The 18,570-nt window shown below is 36.5% G+C and carries 18 protein-coding genes; 14 read left to right on the forward strand and 4 right to left on the reverse strand.

All coding sequences use genetic code 11. The annotated features are described in order from the left end of the window. Positions 1 to 309 precede the first annotated feature (309 nt). Positions 310 to 2,466: a SpaA isopeptide-forming pilin-related protein gene (locus tag COL05_RS12255; protein WP_098668805.1), complete on the forward strand. Its 2,157-nt coding sequence runs from the start codon at positions 310 to 312 to the stop codon at positions 2,464 to 2,466. A 29-nt stretch (positions 2,467 to 2,495) separates the two neighbouring features. On the opposite strand, the gene COL05_RS12260 is transcribed toward COL05_RS12255, so the two are convergent. Then, positions 2,496 to 3,254, reverse strand: coding sequence for a TrmB family transcriptional regulator (locus COL05_RS12260; protein ID WP_098668806.1), 759 nt, complete (start codon positions 3,252 to 3,254; stop codon positions 2,496 to 2,498). A gap of 186 nt (positions 3,255 to 3,440) precedes the next feature. On the opposite strand from COL05_RS12260, the gene COL05_RS12265 reads away from it, so the two are divergent. From COL05_RS12265 to COL05_RS12280, 4 genes are all read left to right on the forward strand, one after another. Continuing rightward, positions 3,441 to 5,441, forward strand: coding sequence for a methyl-accepting chemotaxis protein (locus COL05_RS12265; RefSeq protein WP_098668807.1), 2,001 nt, complete (start codon positions 3,441 to 3,443; stop codon positions 5,439 to 5,441). A gap of 77 nt (positions 5,442 to 5,518) precedes the next feature. Next, positions 5,519 to 5,821, forward strand: a complete 303-nt coding sequence (locus COL05_RS12270; protein WP_098668808.1) for an MTH1187 family thiamine-binding protein — start codon at positions 5,519 to 5,521, stop codon at positions 5,819 to 5,821. Positions 5,822 to 5,869: 48 nt separating this feature from the next. Next, positions 5,870 to 6,115, forward strand: coding sequence for a YusU family protein (locus COL05_RS12275; protein ID WP_001290594.1), 246 nt, complete (start codon positions 5,870 to 5,872; stop codon positions 6,113 to 6,115). Positions 6,116 to 6,425: 310 nt separating this feature from the next. Further along, positions 6,426 to 7,343 carry a proline dehydrogenase family protein gene (locus tag COL05_RS12280; RefSeq protein WP_048528283.1) on the forward strand — a complete coding sequence of 306 codons (918 nt, stop codon included), beginning with the start codon at positions 6,426 to 6,428 and terminating at the stop codon, positions 7,341 to 7,343. Positions 7,344 to 7,365: 22 nt separating this feature from the next. Here COL05_RS12280 and COL05_RS12285 read toward each other — a convergent pair whose 3' ends face one another. Both COL05_RS12285 and COL05_RS12290 read right to left on the reverse strand, forming a co-directional pair. Further along, positions 7,366 to 8,205 carry a D-alanyl-D-alanine carboxypeptidase family protein gene (locus COL05_RS12285; RefSeq protein WP_098668809.1) on the reverse strand — a complete coding sequence of 280 codons (840 nt, stop codon included), beginning with the start codon at positions 8,203 to 8,205 and terminating at the stop codon, positions 7,366 to 7,368. A gap of 97 nt (positions 8,206 to 8,302) precedes the next feature. Then, entirely contained in the window at positions 8,303 to 8,449 is a 147-nt protein-coding gene (locus COL05_RS12290) for a YuzL family protein (RefSeq protein WP_001096344.1), read from the reverse strand. Positions 8,450 to 8,684: 235 nt separating this feature from the next. Between COL05_RS12290 and COL05_RS12300 the strand changes: the two genes are divergently transcribed. The 5 genes from COL05_RS12300 (at position 8,685) to COL05_RS12320 (ending at position 15,601) form a co-directional block, all read left to right on the forward strand. Beyond that, positions 8,685 to 11,066, forward strand: a complete 2,382-nt coding sequence (locus tag COL05_RS12300) for a 3-hydroxyacyl-CoA dehydrogenase/enoyl-CoA hydratase family protein (protein ID WP_098668810.1) — start codon at positions 8,685 to 8,687, stop codon at positions 11,064 to 11,066. Between the two features lie 21 nt (positions 11,067 to 11,087). Beyond that, entirely contained in the window at positions 11,088 to 12,260 is a 1,173-nt protein-coding gene (locus tag COL05_RS12305) for an acetyl-CoA C-acetyltransferase (protein ID WP_001206335.1), read from the forward strand. A 142-nt stretch (positions 12,261 to 12,402) separates the two neighbouring features. Continuing rightward, complete coding sequence (locus tag COL05_RS12310; protein WP_098668811.1) at positions 12,403 to 14,187, forward strand: acyl-CoA dehydrogenase family protein; 1,785 nt, start codon at positions 12,403 to 12,405, stop codon at positions 14,185 to 14,187. Positions 14,188 to 14,326: 139 nt separating this feature from the next. Continuing rightward, on the forward strand, positions 14,327 to 15,049 hold the full coding sequence (locus COL05_RS12315; RefSeq protein WP_098668812.1) for an MBL fold metallo-hydrolase: 723 nt from the start codon (positions 14,327 to 14,329) through the stop codon (positions 15,047 to 15,049). 3 nt (positions 15,050 to 15,052) lie between these two features. Beyond that, positions 15,053 to 15,601, forward strand: a complete 549-nt coding sequence (locus tag COL05_RS12320; protein ID WP_098668813.1) for a TetR/AcrR family transcriptional regulator — start codon at positions 15,053 to 15,055, stop codon at positions 15,599 to 15,601. A 94-nt stretch (positions 15,602 to 15,695) separates the two neighbouring features. Here the strand turns inward: COL05_RS12320 and COL05_RS31850 are convergent, their stop codons facing one another. Next, positions 15,696 to 15,824: a hypothetical protein gene (locus tag COL05_RS31850; protein ID WP_002193867.1), complete on the reverse strand. Its 129-nt coding sequence runs from the start codon at positions 15,822 to 15,824 to the stop codon at positions 15,696 to 15,698. A gap of 241 nt (positions 15,825 to 16,065) precedes the next feature. Here COL05_RS31850 and COL05_RS12325 point away from each other — a divergent pair, with 241 nt between their 5' ends. The 4 genes from COL05_RS12325 to COL05_RS12340 all read left to right on the forward strand — a co-directional run bounded on the left by COL05_RS12325 (position 16,066) and on the right by COL05_RS12340 (position 18,569). Beyond that, on the forward strand, positions 16,066 to 16,779 hold the full coding sequence (locus tag COL05_RS12325; RefSeq protein WP_098668814.1) for a CPBP family intramembrane glutamic endopeptidase: 714 nt from the start codon (positions 16,066 to 16,068) through the stop codon (positions 16,777 to 16,779). 144 nt (positions 16,780 to 16,923) lie between these two features. Further along, positions 16,924 to 17,109 carry a hypothetical protein gene (locus tag COL05_RS12330; RefSeq protein WP_001180555.1) on the forward strand — a complete coding sequence of 62 codons (186 nt, stop codon included), beginning with the start codon at positions 16,924 to 16,926 and terminating at the stop codon, positions 17,107 to 17,109. 13 nt (positions 17,110 to 17,122) lie between these two features. Then, positions 17,123 to 17,371 (forward strand): spore coat protein, encoded by a 249-nt coding sequence (locus tag COL05_RS12335; protein ID WP_001002987.1) that lies wholly within the window; start codon positions 17,123 to 17,125, stop codon positions 17,369 to 17,371. Between the two features lie 247 nt (positions 17,372 to 17,618). Further along, the gene (locus COL05_RS12340) at positions 17,619 to 18,569 is read left to right on the forward strand and encodes an L-lactate dehydrogenase (RefSeq protein WP_098668815.1); all 951 of its coding nucleotides are present in this window, start codon (positions 17,619 to 17,621) and stop codon (positions 18,567 to 18,569) included. The last annotated feature ends 1 nt before the right edge of the window (position 18,570 follow it).

Consider the following 18,570-nt stretch of genomic DNA (forward strand, 5'->3'; position numbering starts at 1 on the left):
GGACTTTTATGGGCAGCCCGACCCCTACCTAACTTCTTTGCTTTCGCTGAATTTGAGGTGGGGGTCTTACTGCCCATTAAAGTGGGATAAAGTGCTTTTTTATTATGTTTGAAAATTGAAAATATGTAATGTTCATTTGTCAATAGCAGCATGACAACAAACAATTTTAATGTTGCTTATTACTTTGAAACTTTCTCAACAATTCGACAAGATACTACAAAAAAACCACCTATTCTCTTTTTTTCACTATAAGTACAATGAAACAGTAAGATTGCTTCATGTAGAAATTTATATATGGTGGTGGAGAGAATGAAACGAAAGATGGTAGGGAAATGGTTTAGTTTTTTAAGTGCTCTTATTATTTTATTAGGAATTGCAATGCCGCAAGTGAAGGCAGAAGTAATGAACAGAGAAACATATAAAATGGATTGGAGTTATAGTAAGTCGAAACAGCGTGAAATAAAGACAGAAATAATTAAAACGGCTTCGGGTAGTATTGCGTATTGTTTAACGCCTGATTTGCGTTCTCCAAATGGAGATGATTTGCCTGAGATGGGGAAATCATCTGATGCCGTATATCGTGTTTTATTAAACGGGTATCCTCAAAAAAGCCCATCTGAATTAGGGGTAGTGACAGTAGAAGAGGCGCATTATGCTACACAATTAGCGGTATGGATTGCAGCAAATGAATTAACGGAAGAAGATTTAGTTGCAAAAAATGAACGAGTACATAATCTTATGAAGCGTTTAGTAGAGGTTTCAAAAAAAGAAACTGGATCACAAGATATATTTTTTAAAGTTAATCCTGTAGATCCACAAACTGCTACACAAAAAGGGAATTATTTAGAAACAGGATTTTATGCAGTGCAAACAAATGCGATTTCTGGCTCTTATACAATTCTTCCTGAAAATGCTCCTAAAGGGCTTCGAATTGTAAATGAAAAGGGAGAAGAAAAAAGTACATTATCAATTAACGAAAAATTTAAAATATTAATCCCGAAAGATACGAGTAGTGGTAATTTTAAAATGAAAGTGAAGTCTACTTTAACAAATTTACAAGCAATAGCTTTTAAAGGATCAGAAAAAGTTCAAAATACAACGGTATTGTTACAAAGAAATAGTGAGAAAATCAGTACAGATTTAGTTGTAAATTGGGAATCAGTAGGCTCTTTAAAGATTATGAAATTAGGAGAAAAAAAGGAATTATTAAAAGGGGCTGTGTTTGAAGTTTCTAATGAAAACTTTAAACAAAGTGTTACGACTAATGATAAGGGAATTGCGGAGTTAGGCAATCTTCCAATCGGTATATATAGCGTCAAAGAAATTCAAGCGCCAGCTGGATATGTGTTAGACGGAAGTGTTAAAAAAATTGAAGTGAAAACTGGTGAAACTGCTGTATTAGAGTTGAAAAATGAAAATGTAAAAGGTGAATTAGAAATAACGAAAGTAGATATAGCGGATGGGAATACAAAATTGCCAAATGCAGAGTTTACAATTTACAACGAACAAGGAAAAGAAGTAGTAAAAGGGAAAACGGATGAAAAAGGTATAGCGAAATTTAAACTACCATACGGAAAGTACACGTATAAAGAAACCATAGCGCCAAATGGATATGTAATAAATGAAGAAACATTCACATTTGAAATAAAAGAGAATGGAGAAATTATTAAACATATCGTTCAAGATAAGAAAGTAGAAGGTGAATTAGAAATAACGAAAGTAGATGTAGCGGATGGAAATACGAAACTGCCGAACGCAGAATTTACAATCTACAATGAACAAGGAAAAGAAGTAGTAAAAGGAAAAACGGATGAAAAAGGTATAGCGAAATTTAAACTACCATACGGAAAGTACACGTATAAAGAAACAATAGCACCGAATGGATATGTAATAAATGAAGAGACGTTCGCCTTTGAAATAAAAGAGGATGGAGAAATTATTAAACATATCGTTCAAGATAAGAAAATAGAAGGTGAATTAGAAATAACGAAAGTAGACGTAGCCGATGGGAATACAAAATTACCAAATGCAGAGTTTACAATCTACAACGAGCAAGGAAAAGAAGTAGTAAAAGGGAAAACGGATGAAAAAGGTATAGCGAAATTCAAATTACCATACGGAAAGTACACGTATAAAGAAACAATAGCACCGAATGGATATGTAATAAATGAAGAGACATTCGCCTTTGAAATAAAAGAGAATGGAGAAATTATTAAACATATTGTGAAAAATAAGAAAGAAGAAAAGGCATCGCTTCCTTCTAAGCCAAATAAGCCAATGCAGAATGGAGAAGTGAAACCTTCCGCTGATGTGAAGCAGGTGCAACAACCTAGTACTCATAATGAAGTGCGTTTACCAGCTACAGGAAGCGTCGGCAATGAATTTACAACTTTATTCGTTTTAGGAATTGGTTTTATTATTGCTGGTGCTTATGTGTTAAGGTTGAAAAATAGAAAAGAAATGTAGAAAAAAACGCCTTGTAATAGAGGCGTTTTTTAGTATCTCAACTTCATCAACAAACTTTTAATTTCCTCATCTTCCATAAAGAGATCATGGTGTTTCTGGGTAATTTTCGCAAGTGCAACGTCATGATAGAAAAATTCTGTAAAGAACTTTACGAAAGGTTGTGACATTGTTTTCATTGCTTGCCATGACTCTTGCTCTACACCAGCAAATAAAATTTCGCGGTCGTCAACGATGAGTAGTAAATAGCGCTCTAATGCGTTAGGTTCTTCAGCTGGAATTAGAAAATGCATGTTTTCTAAATTCGTTTCTACTTCTCCAACTATAAGAGACTCAATTTGGACGCCTTGTTTTGCCTTTTCTTCTAATAAAGGAAGGTATTCAGAAAGAGTATCATTCCAAGCTGAAATAAGAATGGACTTTTTTGCACCTTCGATGAGTTCTTTACTTTGAACGCGAATAGAAGATTGCATTTTTAAGCTCCATACACGGTCATCTGTAAATGATTTTTGCGATATAGTTGTCTCTAATTCTTTAATATTTGATTGAAATTCTGTCGTTAATTTCTCAATTGCTAGCTTGAGTGGTAATGCTGTATACAGCTTTTTCTTTTCTGAAACAGAATCCATTACCATCCCTTTATCGATCAGTCGTGCTAGCACTTCATATATTTTTGCTTTTGGAACACCAGAATGCTTCACGATTGTTGTAGCATCTAATGGCTCGTTGCTTGATACGACAACTTCGTAAGCTTGGCTTTCATATTGTGAGAAACCGAATTTTTGTAACATAGTTACCTCCGAACGAATGAGATTATATTTTAAGGATAATGAACTATTTGTTTTTGCACAAGTGGTAGTAGGTTTTCTATTCAGATTGAGGTGAGAATTAGTTTCAATTTTTTAATTTTATCTATTATACTTAATATAATGATTAATAAGATTTAAATTCAATGCGAAGGGGATGCTTTGGGGAAGATGTTAAGAAGTTTACGTTTAAAAATTGCGGTAGTATTTTCGGTACTTATTTCTATGATGTTCGTAATATTGGGTACAGCTATGTATGAATTACAGAAAGAGAAGGAAGTGCGCTCCTTAGATCAGTATTCTCAAAATACGATGGATCTTGTGACAGAGCAACTTACGACATTTGTTCAAAGAACGGATGAAGACATGGGGTATTATGCGAACAGTGAGATGATTCGTAATATGCTTCAAGACGGAGTTACTCCGGAAGAGGAAGCATTTTTGACGAAAGAGTTTTCGGAGTACAAAAAGAATCATCCGGGCATTTTAGACTTATATATTGGTACGAAAGATAAAAAAACATTAAGTGCCAATCTTGCTGAAGGTGGAAAAGTACCAGAGGGATATGACCCAACGACAAGACCATGGTATAAAGACTCAGAAGCTGATGTGAAGAAAGTTCACTGGGGACAACCTATGTATGAAATTGCAACAGGTAAGTTAAGCGTGGGAGTTTCTAAAGCAATTACAGCTCAAGATGGATCTGTATTAGGTGTTGTGGCGATGGATGTATCGCTCGGAACAATTCAGAAATTACTTCATAATATTCAGTACAATAACGGCGGAGAAATGTTTATTATAAATGATAAAAATATGGCTCTTGTTTACCCAGAGAAAGTAGGTAAAGATGTTTCAAAAGAGGCACTTGTGAAGAGTTTAAATAAAGATGTAACAAAGTATGCTGTCACTACATTAAAAGGTGAAGATGTAGTTGTATATAGTCAGTCATTTGATTTGATGAAATGGAAGATAGGAATTTTTTATCCGAAAGAAACAATTGATGGGTTATTGCATAGTACGAGAAATACAGTCATTATAATGGCATGTATTAGCTTATTAGTTGGAATTGCAGCTTCATACTTGTTCTCAAGAAGATTAGCAAGACCGCTGCAACTATTAACGAATCACGTTCAAAAAGTAGCAGAAGGTGATTTAACGTTGCAAATGAAAGTGACAAGTAAGGATGAAGTTGGAGAACTGACGAACCATTTTAATCATATGGTTGAGCAAATGAATGAAATGGTAAGCAAAATTAAAAATAGTGTATCAACAGTGCAACAATCAACGAATAATCTACATTATTTAACGAATGAAACTGTAGCAGCTAGTAGAGAAGTGTCAGGTGCAATGGATGATGTGAGCGGAGGAGCGTCCACTCTTGCTAATAGTGTCGATGAAGTTTCAGAGCAACTCGAGAATATGGCACAGTCAGTGGAACAAATGAATAACTCTGTTGGGGAAATAAAAGATGTGGCTGGCAAAGCTGAAGAGGCATCTAAGCAAGGATTAAATACGATGCGCAATTTAGTTCGTACGAGAAGCCAATCCTCTTCAATTGTTGTTCATACAGAGGAAGCATCCGGAAAGTTAGAGCAAAGGGTTGGATCGATTCAAAATGTTGTAGAGCTTATAAAAGGTATTTCGGATCAAACGAATTTACTTGCTTTAAATGCTTCAATCGAGGCAGCACGTGCGGGTGAACAAGGCAAAGGCTTCGCTGTTGTTGCGGAAGAAGTTAGGAAATTAGCGGAACAATCAAAGGATGCAACAGTAGAAATTGCGACGATGATCGGTGATGTACAAGTAGAGGTAAGAAGAGTAGTAGAAGTTGTAAGCAAATTGAAAGACATTGCGGATATACAAAATAAAGTTACGACAGAGGCAGAAGCGGAATTCCGCACAATTATGTCAGTTGTAAATACGATTAGTACGTCAGTGGAACAAATTGTAGAAGAGGTATATAATATCGGTCACGAGCAAGGAGAAATTACAGCGGTCATGCATACAATTGCTGGTACGAGTCAAGAAAGCGCAGCTGTTTCGGAAGAAGTAAATGCTGCAACTGAATCACAAGTGAATCATCTAGAAAAGGTAGCTCATACGATGGAAAGTTTGACCGAGCATATGAGAGACTTAGAAAGATTAGTTGAGCAGTTTAAAATAGAGGAATAACAAATTAGTAAAATGATGAGTATTTCGGTAAAATAGACAATGGATATATAAGAAGCAATTATAGGAGGAAGACTACTATGGCAATTGTTGACGTATCGATTATTCCAGTAGGAACAGGTAATCCAAGTGTGAGTGAATATGTAGCAGAAGTACAAAAGGTGCTAGAGAAAAATGCAGATCGCGTGAAGTATCAATTAACACCAATGAATACAATTATTGAAGGAGATCTTCCTGTCATTCTAGAAGTAATTCAACAAATGCATGAAGTTCCATATGCGAAAGGTGCGCAGCGCGTTGCGACAACAATTCGTATTGATGATCGTCGCGATAAAGTAAGCACAATGGAGAAGAAATTAAACTCTGTTCGATCAAAATTATAAAGAAAAGCAGCGATCTTCGCTGCTTTTTTCATATAGGAGGTAGATAAGATGAGTGAAAAGTTTAACGAACAATTTGACGGGTTGTTAGAGAAATACACGGAACTATTACTTGGAGAGAGCAATGAAGAGAGAAAAGAACAGGTGCAGAAGTGGGCACTGTATTCTTACATAGCCAAGACGATGCCGGCTTTAGTGAAGCATTGGAATGAAACATATCCTGATGCGAAAGAAGAGATGGTACAGTTAATTACAGATATTAAAAGGCTGAATGAAGAGAAGAGAAATGAGCAATAAAAAAACTTGAGGCAAATATAATCTCAAGTTTTCTGTATTAATATCCTTGTATAATTTACATGGAATATAAAGGGTTTTATAGGCATGTCGAATATTTTCGACATGCCTATTTTGTGCCTAGTAAACTCCATTTTTCTAAATGTCGAAAAATATTTCAGGCATATTTATAAGCGAGAATATAGGGTTTTAAATGTTTTTATAGTATTTTATAAATTATCTAAATAATTATTTGTATCCAATAATTTTAAACAATGATATAATTTTGAAGAGGGGTAAAAAACAGATAAATTAAGTCATAGGGGTGAATTACATGGAACAATTAATGCGAAATTCGTTTCTTTTCTTATCTAAAAATAAAGCGCTAACAAAACTGGCTAAAAAGTACGGTTTACGCTTTGGTGCAGGTCGCTTTGTCGCAGGGGAGACAATTGAATTAGCGACAGCAGCTATTAAACAATTGAACAAGCAAGGACTTTGTGTAACGATCGATTATTTAGGAGAATTCGTTGATAATGAAGCGGAAGCAAATGAAATGGCTAACCAATCGATTGAAGCGATCCGTGCTATTGGAAGAGAAGGTCTTGATTCGCAACTTTCTTTAAAAATGACTTCTATGGGATTAGATATCTCTGATGAAATCGTAATGAACAATATGCGCCGTATTTTGGAAGCTGCAAAAGAAAATGGTGTGTTCGTTACCATTGATATGGAAGACTATACACGCTGCGGAAAGACAATTGATATCTTTAAACAGTTAAAATCTGAGTACGATAATATTGGTACAGTTATTCAAGCCTACCTATATCGTACAGAAAAAGATATGGAAGAATTAAATGCTTATAGTCCTAATTTACGTCTTGTAAAAGGAGCTTATAAAGAACCTGAAGAGGTAGCGTTCCCGGATAAGAAAGATGTAGATGATAACTATAAAAAAATTATTAAAATGCACTTATTAAATGGAAATTATACTGCAATTGCTTCACATGACGAAGCGATTATTGAATATACGAAAAAACTTGCCGAAGAACACAACATTCCAAGAGACCAATTTGAATTCCAAATGTTATATGGTATTCGTAATGAGCGTCAACTTGAGCTAGTAAAAGAAGGGTACAAAATGCGTGTTTACGTACCTTATGGAAACGACTGGTATGGCTACTTCATGCGTCGTCTAGCAGAGCGTCCAGCAAACGTTGCGTTCGTATTAAAAGGTATGGTTAAAAAATAACCAAGGAGAAAATACTCCTTGGTTATTTTAATTGCTGAAATGCGTAATGTGCCATTTTCTTTGTATCAGGATACAGTTGCTTGCGAGTAGAAGATAATACAACATTAATGACGCGTTTACCATCTTTCTCATCTACTGTTACGACCGTATATTTGCCGAGTGCCGATAGACCGCTTTTACTTCCAATTGCATATGGATCGTCATATAGTTCTTCTCGTCCATAGTTTGCGATGTTTGGAGAGCGTTCTGAAGTATGTAGAGTTGTACGTGTTGAATTCATATATTCTAAAACAACTGGGTACTTTAATGCTTCTTTCGTAATCATAGCAATGTCATATGGTGATACTTTATTTCCGAGTGCATCAGCACCACTTGCGTTTTTGAAAGTCGCATGCTTTGTACCAAGTTCCTTCGCTCTAGCATTCATCATTTTTACAAATTCATTTTTTGATCCTGCAATATGTTCTGCGATGGATTCAGCTATTGGATCTGCACTAATGATAAGCATCAGTTTTAATGCCTCATCACGCTTTAACTTTTCTCCAGCACGAAGTTTAATTTTTTTACTTTGACTTTCTGTTTTAATTGCGTTCTCTGTAACTGTAATTTCTTCGTCTTCTTTTACATTCTCTAGTAAAAGAAGGGTTGTCATCATTTTGGCTATACTAGCCGGATAAGAGCGTTCGTCTTCTCGTTTTCCATACAAAATTTCACCTGTGTCTGCATCGATTGTAACGGCGTATTGTCCAGTGATACTAGGTTGATCGGATCTTACAGCTTGCTGTCTTTGTGCGTAAGAGAAGAAAATCATCCCTGTAAATAGTGTGGCAATCATTACAATCATAACTATTGTTCGTTTCATCATCGTTCCCTCTTTTGTTTTCCATATGTACAAATAAATTGGGCAGAAAAAGCAGCCATTACCCATTATGCCACGTTCTCTGCCCAAAAATATAGCGTTATTTTTCGCCCATATTATGCTTCTTATATTGCTGGTTATTACCTTGACGGCCCTTTTCCACACCGTGATTATGCGGACCTGCATTTCCAGTTACGCTTGCTGCACTAATTCCAGCCTTTGAAGGGTTCTTCTTAAGTTTTGCCATATATATTCCTCCAGTTTCGTCAGATTATAAAAAGGGAAAGTGTATTTTAGTGAAGAAAATACATATATAGCATGGGCAAATAAAAGAAAAATATTTATTTCAGAAAATTTTATCAATAAATATATTGCGAAAATTTAAACAGTATCATATATTTATTAGTAGAGGCTCACTCATTGATTGCGACTTATGTCGAAAAATTGAATGAGCATTCATTCAAGAATAGGGGGAGAAATGGATGTTCCAAATTAAAAAGGCTGCTGTTCTAGGTTCAGGCGTAATGGGTTCAGGGATTGCGGCACACTTAGCTAATATTGGTATTCCGACATTATTGCTTGATATTGTACCACCTGCGCTTACGAAAGAAGAAGAAGCGAAGGGACTTACATTAGAACATAAAAGTGTGAGAAATCGTTTTAGTAATACGGCACTGCAAAAACTATTAAAGCAAAAACCAGCTCCTCTGACAGTGAAAGGAAATCTAGCACTGATTGAAGCAGGTAACTTAGAAGATGATCTTGAGCGTCTAGCTGATGTAGATTGGATTATTGAAGTAGTAGTTGAAAACTTAGATATTAAAAAGAAACTATTTGAAAAAGTAGATGCTGTTCGTAAACCGGGTTCTATTGTAAGCTCCAATACGTCAGGCATTTCAGTTGAAAAAATGGCAGAAGGTCGTTCAGACGACTTCCAGAAACACTTCTTAGGCACACACTTTTTTAACCCACCACGATATTTAAAACTTCTAGAGGTAATACCGACGAAAGAAACTGATCCACAAGTATTAAGCTTCATGAAATTATTTGGCGAAGACGTTCTTGGAAAAGGCGTTGTTATCGCAAAAGACACACCAAACTTTATTGGAAACCGCATCGGTACGTATGGTTTACTTGTAACTCTTCAAGAGATGGTAAAACGCGGCTATAGCATTGGGGAAGTTGATTCTGTAACAGGCCCGCTTATTGGTCGTCCGAAGAGCGCAACGTTCCGTACATTAGATGTTGTTGGTTTAGATACATTCGTACACGTTGCAAATAACGTATATGAAAACGTACAAGAAGAAGAGCGCGATGTATTTAAAGTACCAGCTTTCATGCATGACATGCTTGATAAAAAATGGCTTGGAAGCAAAACTGGTCAAGGATTCTTCTTAAAACAAGGAAAAGAAATTTTAGAATTAAATCCAGAAACGATGGAGTATGAAGCTCGCAAAAAATTAAAAGCTGCATCTATCGAGTTAAGTAAACAAGAAAAAGGTTTATCGAATAAATTGAAAGCGCTTGTATATGCGAAAGACCGCGCAGGAGAGTTGTTATGGAACATCATTACACCGACTCTTCTATACTCTGCAAAACTTCATAAAGAAATTGCTGACGATATCGTTGCAATTGACCAAGCGATGAAGTGGGGCTTCGGCTGGGAGCAAGGACCGTTTGAAGTTTGGGATGCAATCGGCGTTGAAAAGTCCGTTCAAAAGATGGAAGAAAACGGCGTAGTTGTTCCTACTTGGGTGAAAGACATGTTAGAGAAAGGTTTCACTACTTTCTACAAACATGATAACGGAGATAGCTACTATTACGATAATGGCGAATATAAGCTAATTGAGCGTAATAAAAAGGCAATTTCTCTTAAACAATTAAAAGCGAAAAATGGCGTATTAAAGAAAAATAGCGGAGCGAGCTTAATCGATTTAGGTGACGGTATTCTTTGCTTAGAATTCCATTCGAAGAGCAATGCGATCGGTATGGATATTACGCAAATGATTAACTACGCTGTTGATGAAGTAGAAAAGAATTACAAAGGTCTTGTTATCGGTAACCAATCGAAGAACTTCTGCGTTGGTGCGAACCTAGCAATGATCTTAATGGAAGCACAAGATGACAACTACTTTGAAATTGAGTTAGTTGTGAAAAACTTCCAAGATGCAATGACGAAAATTAAATACTCTTCTAAGCCAGTTGTAGCAGCACCATATGGTATGACGCTTGGTGGAGGTACAGAAGTTTGCTTACCAGCAGCTAGCATTCAAGCTTCTAGTGAAACGTATATGGGCTTAGTAGAAGTTGGTGTTGGCTTAATCCCTGGCGGAGGCGGTAATAAAGAGCTATATATTAAACACTTAAATAAAATGGCAAACGGCGTAGAGTTTGATCTGCAAAAAGTTGCAAATAAAGTGTTCGAAACAGTCGCAATGGCGAAAGTTTCAACTTCAGGACAAGAAGCATTTTCTCATAACTTCTTAGGTGATAAAGACGGTATTAGTGTGAATGGTGATCACTTACTATACGATGCAAAACAGAAAGCACTTGCTTTATATGAAGCAGGTTATAAAGCACCGATTCGTAAAAAGATACCGGTTGTTGGTGAAACAGGATATGCAACTCTTGCACTTGGTGCAGAAGCAATGCATTTATCTGGTTATATTTCAGAGTACGATCTTCACATTGCGAAGAAACTTGCATATGTCATCGCGGGCGGAAAAGTGCCGTATGGAACAGAAGTTGATGAGCAGTATTTATTAGATGTAGAACGTGAAGCATTTATTAGCTTAGTAAGTGAGATGAAATCACAAGCAAGAATGCAGCACATGCTTGTAAAAGGAAAGCCATTACGTAACTAATAACGAGGGGAGATATCGTTCATGAGAGAAGCTGTCATTGTTGCGGGAGCAAGAACACCAATTGGAAAAGCAAAGAGGGGTTCATTAAAAACAGTTCGTCCTGACGATTTAGGGGCGTTAGTAGTAAAAGAAACATTAAAGCGTGCGAATTATGAAGGACCAATCGATGATTTAATTTTCGGTTGTGCGATGCCAGAAGCAGAGCAAGGTTTAAATATGGCTCGTAATATCGGCGGATTAGCAGGACTTTCTTACGATGTTCCAGCTATTACAATTAACCGTTACTGTTCTTCAGGTTTACAAAGTATCGCTTACGGAGCAGAGCGCATTATGCTTGGTCACTCGGAAGCGGTATTATCAGGCGGAGCGGAATCAATGAGTTTAGTTCCAATGATGGGACACGTTGTTCGTCCGAATAGTCGCCTTGTAGAAGCAGCTCCAGAATATTATATGGGTATGGGACATACAGCAGAGCAAGTTGCTGTGAAATATGGAATTTCTCGTGAAGAGCAAGATGCATTTGCAGTAAGAAGTCATCAACGCGCTGCGAAAGCATTAGCTGCAGGTAACTTCGCTGATGAAACAGTATCTGTAGATGTAACGTTACGTACTGTTGGAGCAAACAACAAATTACAAGAAGAAACAATCACTTTCGCACAAGACGAAGGTGTAAGAGCAGAAACGACATTAGACATTTTAGGTAAATTACGTCCAGCATTTAACGTTCGCGGTTCTGTAACAGCTGGTAACTCTTCACAAATGAGTGATGGTGCAGCATCTGTACTATTGATGGATCGTGAAAAAGCAGTAAGCGATGGTATGAAGCCACTTGCGAAATTCCGTTCATTTGCAGTAGCGGGTGTACCACCAGAAGTAATGGGAATTGGCCCAATCGCTGCCATTCCGAAAGCGTTAAAACTAGCTGGTTTAGAACTATCTGATATCGGCCTATTCGAACTAAATGAAGCATTCGCTTCACAATCAATCCAAGTTATTCGTGAACTTGGTTTAGATGAAGAAAAAGTAAACGTAAACGGCGGTGCAATCGCACTTGGACATCCACTTGGCTGTACAGGAGCAAAACTAACACTATCTCTTATTCACGAAATGAAACGTCGCAACGAACAATTCGGTATCGTAACAATGTGTATCGGCGGCGGAATGGGAGCAGCAGGAGTGTTTGAATTACTATAAAAAAGTAGAAGCGGCTCGCTCAGAAAGAGACGTCACCAATGCAAAGAATGGAAGCAACAAAGGTTTATAAAAACAAAAGGGAGAGCCAGCTTCTTTCAAAATGAGAGAAGCGGCTTATGAAAATATGAAGGAGGAAATTTTCATGGAAAAAACAGTAGGAAGTGCGGTTAAAGGCGGTAGCTTTTTAGTAGATGAGATTACGATTGATCAAGTGTTTACGCCAGAAGATTTTTCGTCTGAGCATAAAATGATTGCAAAAACGACAGAGGACTTTATCGTAAATGAAGTTCTACCAGAGCTTGAATATTTAGAGCAACATGAGTTTGATCGCTCTGTTCGTCTTTTAAAAGAAGCTGGGGAACTTGGTTTATTAGGCGCTGACGTACCAGAAGAGTACGGTGGAATTGGTCTTGATAAAGTAAGCTCAGCGTTAATCGCAGAGAAATTCTCTCGCGCTGGTGGTTTTGCAATTACTCACGGTGCTCACGTAGGTATCGGATCTTTACCAATCGTATTATTCGGTAACGAAGAGCAAAAGAAAAAGTATTTACCATTACTTGCAACTGGTGAGAAATTAGCTGCATACGCATTAACAGAGCCAGGTTCAGGATCTGACGCATTAGGTGCAAAAACAACTGCACGTTTAAATGCAGAAGGTACACATTACGTATTAAACGGTGAAAAACAATGGATTACAAACTCTGCATTTGCTGACGTGTTTATCGTATACGCAAAAATTGATGGAGAGCACTTCTCAGCGTTTATCGTAGAGAAAGAATATGCTGGCGTATCTACAAGCCCAGAAGAAAAGAAAATGGGTATTAAATGTTCTTCAACTCGTACGTTAATTTTAGAAGATGCATTAGTACCGAAAGAGAACTTACTTGGTGAAGTTGGTAAAGGTCATATTATCGCATTCAACATTTTAAATATCGGTCGTTATAAATTAGGTGTTGGTACAGTTGGATCTGCGAAACGTGCAGTAGAAATTTCAGCACAATATGCAAACCAACGTCAACAGTTCAAACAACCAATCGCTCGCTTCCCATTAATTCAAGAGAAACTTGCGAATATGGCAGCGAAAACATATGCAGCTGAAAGCTCTGTATATCGTACAGTAGGTTTATTCGAAAGCCGCATGAGCACATTATCTGAAGAAGAAGTGAAGGACGGTAAAGCAGTAGCAGCTTCTATCGCTGAATATGCAATCGAGTGCTCTTTAAATAAAGTTTTCGGTTCTGAAGTACTAGACTATACAGTAGATGAAGGTGTTCAAATTCACGGTGGTTACGGATTTATGGCAGAGTACGAGATTGAAAGAATGTACCGCGATTCTCGTATTAACCGTATTTTCGAAGGAACGAACGAAATTAACCGCCTAATCGTACCAGGTACGTTCTTACGTAAAGCGATGAAAGGTGAATTACCACTTCTTCAAAAAGCACAGAAATTACAAGAAGAGTTAATGATGATGATGCCAGAAGAAGTGGGCGATGAGCCATTAGCACTTCAAAAATATTTAGTAAGTAACGCGAAGAAAATTGGCTTAATGGTAGCTGGATTAGCTGCTCAAAAATACGGTAAGACATTAGATAAAGAGCAAGAAATTCTTGTAAATATCGCTGACATCGTAAGCAACCTATACGCAATGGAGTCAGCTGTTCTTCGTACAGAAAAAGCAATTAAAGCAACTGGTCTTGAAAAGAATAAACAAAAAGTGTTATACACTGAAGTATTTTGCCAAGAAGCATTCAACGAAATCGAAGCAGATGCGAAAGAAACACTTATCGCAGTTGAAAACGGCGACATGCTACGCATGATGTTATCATCATTACGTAAATTAACTCGCCACACACCACTTAACGTAATTCCGAAGAAACGTGAAATCGCTGCGAAAATTTTAGAAGATGAGCGTTACACAGTTTAATATCTTTAAAGAACAGTAGTCGTTTATACGACTACTGTTCTTTTTTTTTGAAAAAAAGAAATTTTTAGTGACATAAAACTAATGCCATTAGTATAATAAAACTAATAGTATTAGTTTTCGTGAAAAGGGAGATGGGAATATGAGAATGATACATGAAAAAACGGTATATCAATTGTCATTTTTGCCAAGAGTGTTTCCAGTGAATTGTTACTTCGTGGAGGAAGAAGATGGTTTAACTTTAATTGATGCGGCTTTGCCATATAGCGCAAAAGGTATTTTACAGACTGCTGAGAAAATAGGGAAACCAATTACGAATATTGTATTAACACATGCGCATGATGATCACATCGGTGCACTAGACGCATTAAAAGAAGTACTTCCTAATGTTCCAGTCTATATTTCTAAAAGGGACGCAAAGCTGTTAGAAGGAGATGCGACGTTACAAAAGGATGAACCGAATATACCGATAAAAGGCGGTGTGCCTAAAAAAGTAAAAACGGTACCTGATGTTTTATTAGAAGATGGCGACCAAGTTGGATCGCTTCTTGCGATTATGACACCGGGACATACGCCAGGCTCCATGTCGTTTCTTGATGTACGAAATAAAGCTCTTATTGTCGGGGATGCATTCCAAACAAGAGGAGGTATGGCTGTTTCAGGACAAATGAAATTTTGGTTTCCGTTTCCGGCGATGGCAACGTGGAGCAAAGACATATCATTACAAAGTGCAGAGAAGTTAAGAGAATATGAGCCTTCCTTGCTTGCGGCAGGACATGGAAAAATGATAAACGATCCAGGCGCTATCATAGAGCTTGCTATTAAGGAAGCAAAGCGGAATATAGAAAGTAGAAAAGAGGGGTAATTTATGTCACCGAGAATCGGACTTACATTACAGAAAATTGTAGAAACAGCAGCAGAAATTGCAGATGCAAATGGAATACAAGAAGTAACGTTAGCTTCATTGGCGCAAACATTAGGAGTACGTTCCCCCTCGCTATATAATCATGTGAAAGGCTTACAAGATGTACGAAAAAATCTTGGTATTTATGGAATCAAACAGCTGTATAACAGACTGGAAGAAGCAGCCGAGGGTAAACGGATGGATGAAGCAATTCATGCTTTAGGAGAAGCGTATGTAGCATTCGTACGTAAACATCCTGGACTGTATGAAGCAACCTTTTTACGAGATGAAGAAGTAAGAAAAGCAGGTGACGGGATTGTAAAGCTTTGTCTGCAGGTGTTACAACAGTACGGCTTAGAAGGGGAGAATGCACTTCATGCAACCCGTGGATTCAGAAGTATTTGTCATGGATTCGCTTCGATTGAACAGCAAGGTGGATTTGGTTTGCCGCTAGATTTAGATACGAGTTTACATGTATTGTTGGAAACGTTTATTAAAGGATTACGTGAATAAGAAGCAAGGCAAACAAAAACCTTAGAAGTGATTCTAAGGTTTTTGTTTGCATATGATTTGAAAAGAATGGTAGGCTTTTTCTCATGAAATGATATCATTTTGCAGGTTTGAAAAATGTATATATCGCTAAGAAAAAGCAAACGAAACTGAATGCGATAGGATCTTGATATGGACTAGGCTCAGAGCCCTTCTGGATTTCTGTAAGGAAGTCGTGTGTTTTCATGTTCATTGCTCCTTTAACTAATAAGTTTTATATGATGCGAGGGTTATGGTGGATAGGAAGTGTTTTTTGAAATTTCATATAATAATTATTGCATAGCAATCCTATTCCTAAAACTATAAAATATAAAGTTTTCATAATATGTAAAATTGCATATTATTCTTTTTGTAAATTTCGTTATATTATCTATATATATGAATTGCGAGATTTTGATAAGGTAAATGAGAATAACTGGAGGGATACTGTGAGTAAAACAGTGTTAGAAACGTATAGTGTGGAAAGAAAAATAGAGAATATAACATATAAAAATCTATTTGTAATGATAGCAATGATTATAGGGATTTCACTCCTAGGAGGACTATTCCTTGGTTTAGCCTTTGGGATTTATGGAGAAGAAGCATTAAGTACTAAATTAGAAGGATATTATTTGCTCTTATTCGATGCATCTGTTGTTGTTACCGTTTTATTAGCTTATAAACCAGTTCTTCATTTTATTAAATCTATTTGGTATTTATCCGTTTTGAAGAGTTGGAAGACATATTTATATCTATTAATTGGCTTTATTGTCATTGCGTTATCACAATATTTAATGTTACATGTATTTAGTTTTGAAAGTGCAGCAGAACAAAAGAAACAATTAGGGAGTTTAGGGCTTCAAAATAGCATACAAAGTATTATATATGTGCTAAGTGTCGCTATCATTACACCGATTAAAGAAGAAATTCTATTTCGAGGTATTTTATATCGATTTTTAGAAAAGAAATATAATTTTTTAGTTAGTATCATTATTTCTTCCTTCATTTTTGGAATTCTTCATGGGGGTCTTTTAATTACGGCAACGATTATGGGGATGGTATTTGCAATGTTATACAAAAAGACGCAATCTATTATACCTGGTATTATTTTACATATCGTATGGAACTTACTTGTGAGTATAAGTATGATTGTATCTCTATAAAAATAAATACATACAAAATAAAAGATGAATGGCTCAGCTATTCATCTTTTATTTTGTATGCACGTGAAAAAGTTAATTCATGTATACAATTAAAGAATAGCTAAATACTAACAGTGAACGAATAAAGAAAGGTAGGAGTATTCTATGCAAAACTTAACAGAGCTTGAAGTAGAAAACTTACGTCATTTGATTGGCGGACACGCAACAATTATTAACAAGCTGGAGCAGTATGCACAGACGTGTACAGATCCACAACTGAAACAAATGCTACAAAAGGATGCGCAAGATGCACGAAATACGAAGCAACAATTAATGACTTTCCTAGGATAGGAGGAAGCGGAACATGAATGAAAAAGATATGGTAAATGATTATTTAGCAGGATTAAATGCAAGTTTAACAAGCTACGCAAATTATATTGCTCAGTCTGATAATGAACAGTTACACCAAACATTAATCCAAATTCGTAATCAAGATGAAATGCGCCAACGTAATATGTATGAGTACGCAAAGCAAAAGAGTTATTATAAGCCAGCAGCACCTGCGAATCCAATGATTGTGCAGCAATTAAAAAGCCAATTAAGTGCGGAATAATGGGATGACAAAAAACGGGCGAATGAAGTCGCTCGTTTTTTTGTTTTGAGCATGTCAATAAATATAAAATAAATATTTTTCCAGTTGTAACAAATATGACGAAAATGGAATATAACAATTCACAAAAAGGACAAAAGTTTGTTCGGCATTTCACAAAGTATCCATGGTTTCTATCGTGGGAATCTCTATAATTAGGGGTGTAAAGAGCAAAAGAAATAGATTATATGATCAATTAGGAGAGATTGCTATGAAAAGACATACAAGAAAAATTGCAATTATCGGTACTGGATTAGTTGGATCAAGTTGTGCATATTCCATTGTGAATCAAGGCATTTGCGAAGAGCTATTATTAATTGATATAAATCATGAACGTGCAGTTGGGGAAGCAATGGATTTATCACACTGCATTAACTTTACAAATACAAGAACAAAAGTATATGCAGGAAGCTATGAAGACTGCAAAGATATGGATATCGTTATTATTACAGCAGGACCAGCACCAAAGCCTGGACAAAGTCGCTTAGATACTTTAGGAGCGAGTGCGAAGATTATGGAAAGTGTTGTTGGCGGCGTAATGGAAAGTGGATTTGATGGTATTTTCTTACTCGCATCGAACCCAGTTGATATTATTACGTATCAAGTGTGGAGATTATCTGGATTACCTAGAAATCGTGTGATCGGCACTGGTACATCACTAGATTCTTCTCGCTTACGAACAATTTTATCTGAAATGTTACATGTAGACCCTCGTAGTATTCATGGGTATTCATTAGGAGAACATGGTGATTCGCAAATGGTTGCTTGGTCTCACGTAACTGTTGGTGGAAAGCCAATTCTACAAATTTTAGAAGAGAAAAAAGACAAATTTGGTGAAATAGATTTAGATGAAATTGTTGAGAAGACTGCAAAAGCTGGATGGGAAATTTATAAACGAAAAGGTACTACTTATTACGGAATCGGAAATTCTCTAGCATATATTGCGAGCTCAATCTTTAACGATGATCACCGTGTCATTGCTGTATCAGCTATTTTAGATGGGGAGTATGGTGAATATGATATTTGTACAGGAGTACCAGCTATTATTACTAGAGATGGTATAAGAGAAATTGTAGAACTAAATTTAACAGAGGATGAAGAATCTCGATTCGCAAAATCAAACGATATTTTACGTGATTATATAAAAACAATTGGTTACTAAC

Origin of the sequence: Bacillus sp. AFS059628 (genome assembly GCF_002571225.1) — a bacterium.
Lineage (GTDB): Bacteria > Bacillota > Bacilli > Bacillales > Bacillaceae_G > Bacillus_A.

Coding starts and splice junctions, on each gene's coding strand:
- COL05_RS12335 (WP_001002987.1), top strand. CDS start 17,123: ATGAATGAAAAAGATATGGTAAATGATTATTTAGCAGGATTAAATGCA.
- COL05_RS12320 (WP_098668813.1), top strand. CDS start 15,053: ATGTCACCGAGAATCGGACTTACATTACAGAAAATTGTAGAAACAGCA.
- COL05_RS12330 (WP_001180555.1), top strand. CDS start 16,924: ATGCAAAACTTAACAGAGCTTGAAGTAGAAAACTTACGTCATTTGATT.
- COL05_RS12280 (WP_048528283.1), top strand. CDS start 6,426: ATGGAACAATTAATGCGAAATTCGTTTCTTTTCTTATCTAAAAATAAA.
- COL05_RS12305 (WP_001206335.1), top strand. CDS start 11,088: ATGAGAGAAGCTGTCATTGTTGCGGGAGCAAGAACACCAATTGGAAAA.
- COL05_RS12275 (WP_001290594.1), top strand. CDS start 5,870: ATGAGTGAAAAGTTTAACGAACAATTTGACGGGTTGTTAGAGAAATAC.
- COL05_RS12310 (WP_098668811.1), top strand. CDS start 12,403: ATGGAAAAAACAGTAGGAAGTGCGGTTAAAGGCGGTAGCTTTTTAGTA.
- COL05_RS12270 (WP_098668808.1), top strand. CDS start 5,519: ATGGCAATTGTTGACGTATCGATTATTCCAGTAGGAACAGGTAATCCA.
- COL05_RS12290 (WP_001096344.1), bottom strand. CDS start 8,449: ATGGCAAAACTTAAGAAGAACCCTTCAAAGGCTGGAATTAGTGCAGCA.
- COL05_RS12265 (WP_098668807.1), top strand. CDS start 3,441: ATGTTAAGAAGTTTACGTTTAAAAATTGCGGTAGTATTTTCGGTACTT.
- COL05_RS12255 (WP_098668805.1), top strand. CDS start 310: ATGAAACGAAAGATGGTAGGGAAATGGTTTAGTTTTTTAAGTGCTCTT.
- COL05_RS12340 (WP_098668815.1), top strand. CDS start 17,619: ATGAAAAGACATACAAGAAAAATTGCAATTATCGGTACTGGATTAGTT.
- COL05_RS31850 (WP_002193867.1), bottom strand. CDS start 15,824: ATGAAAACACACGACTTCCTTACAGAAATCCAGAAGGGCTCTGAGCCT.
- COL05_RS12300 (WP_098668810.1), top strand. CDS start 8,685: ATGTTCCAAATTAAAAAGGCTGCTGTTCTAGGTTCAGGCGTAATGGGT.
- COL05_RS12260 (WP_098668806.1), bottom strand. CDS start 3,254: ATGTTACAAAAATTCGGTTTCTCACAATATGAAAGCCAAGCTTACGAA.
- COL05_RS12285 (WP_098668809.1), bottom strand. CDS start 8,205: ATGAAACGAACAATAGTTATGATTGTAATGATTGCCACACTATTTACA.
- COL05_RS12315 (WP_098668812.1), top strand. CDS start 14,327: ATGAGAATGATACATGAAAAAACGGTATATCAATTGTCATTTTTGCCA.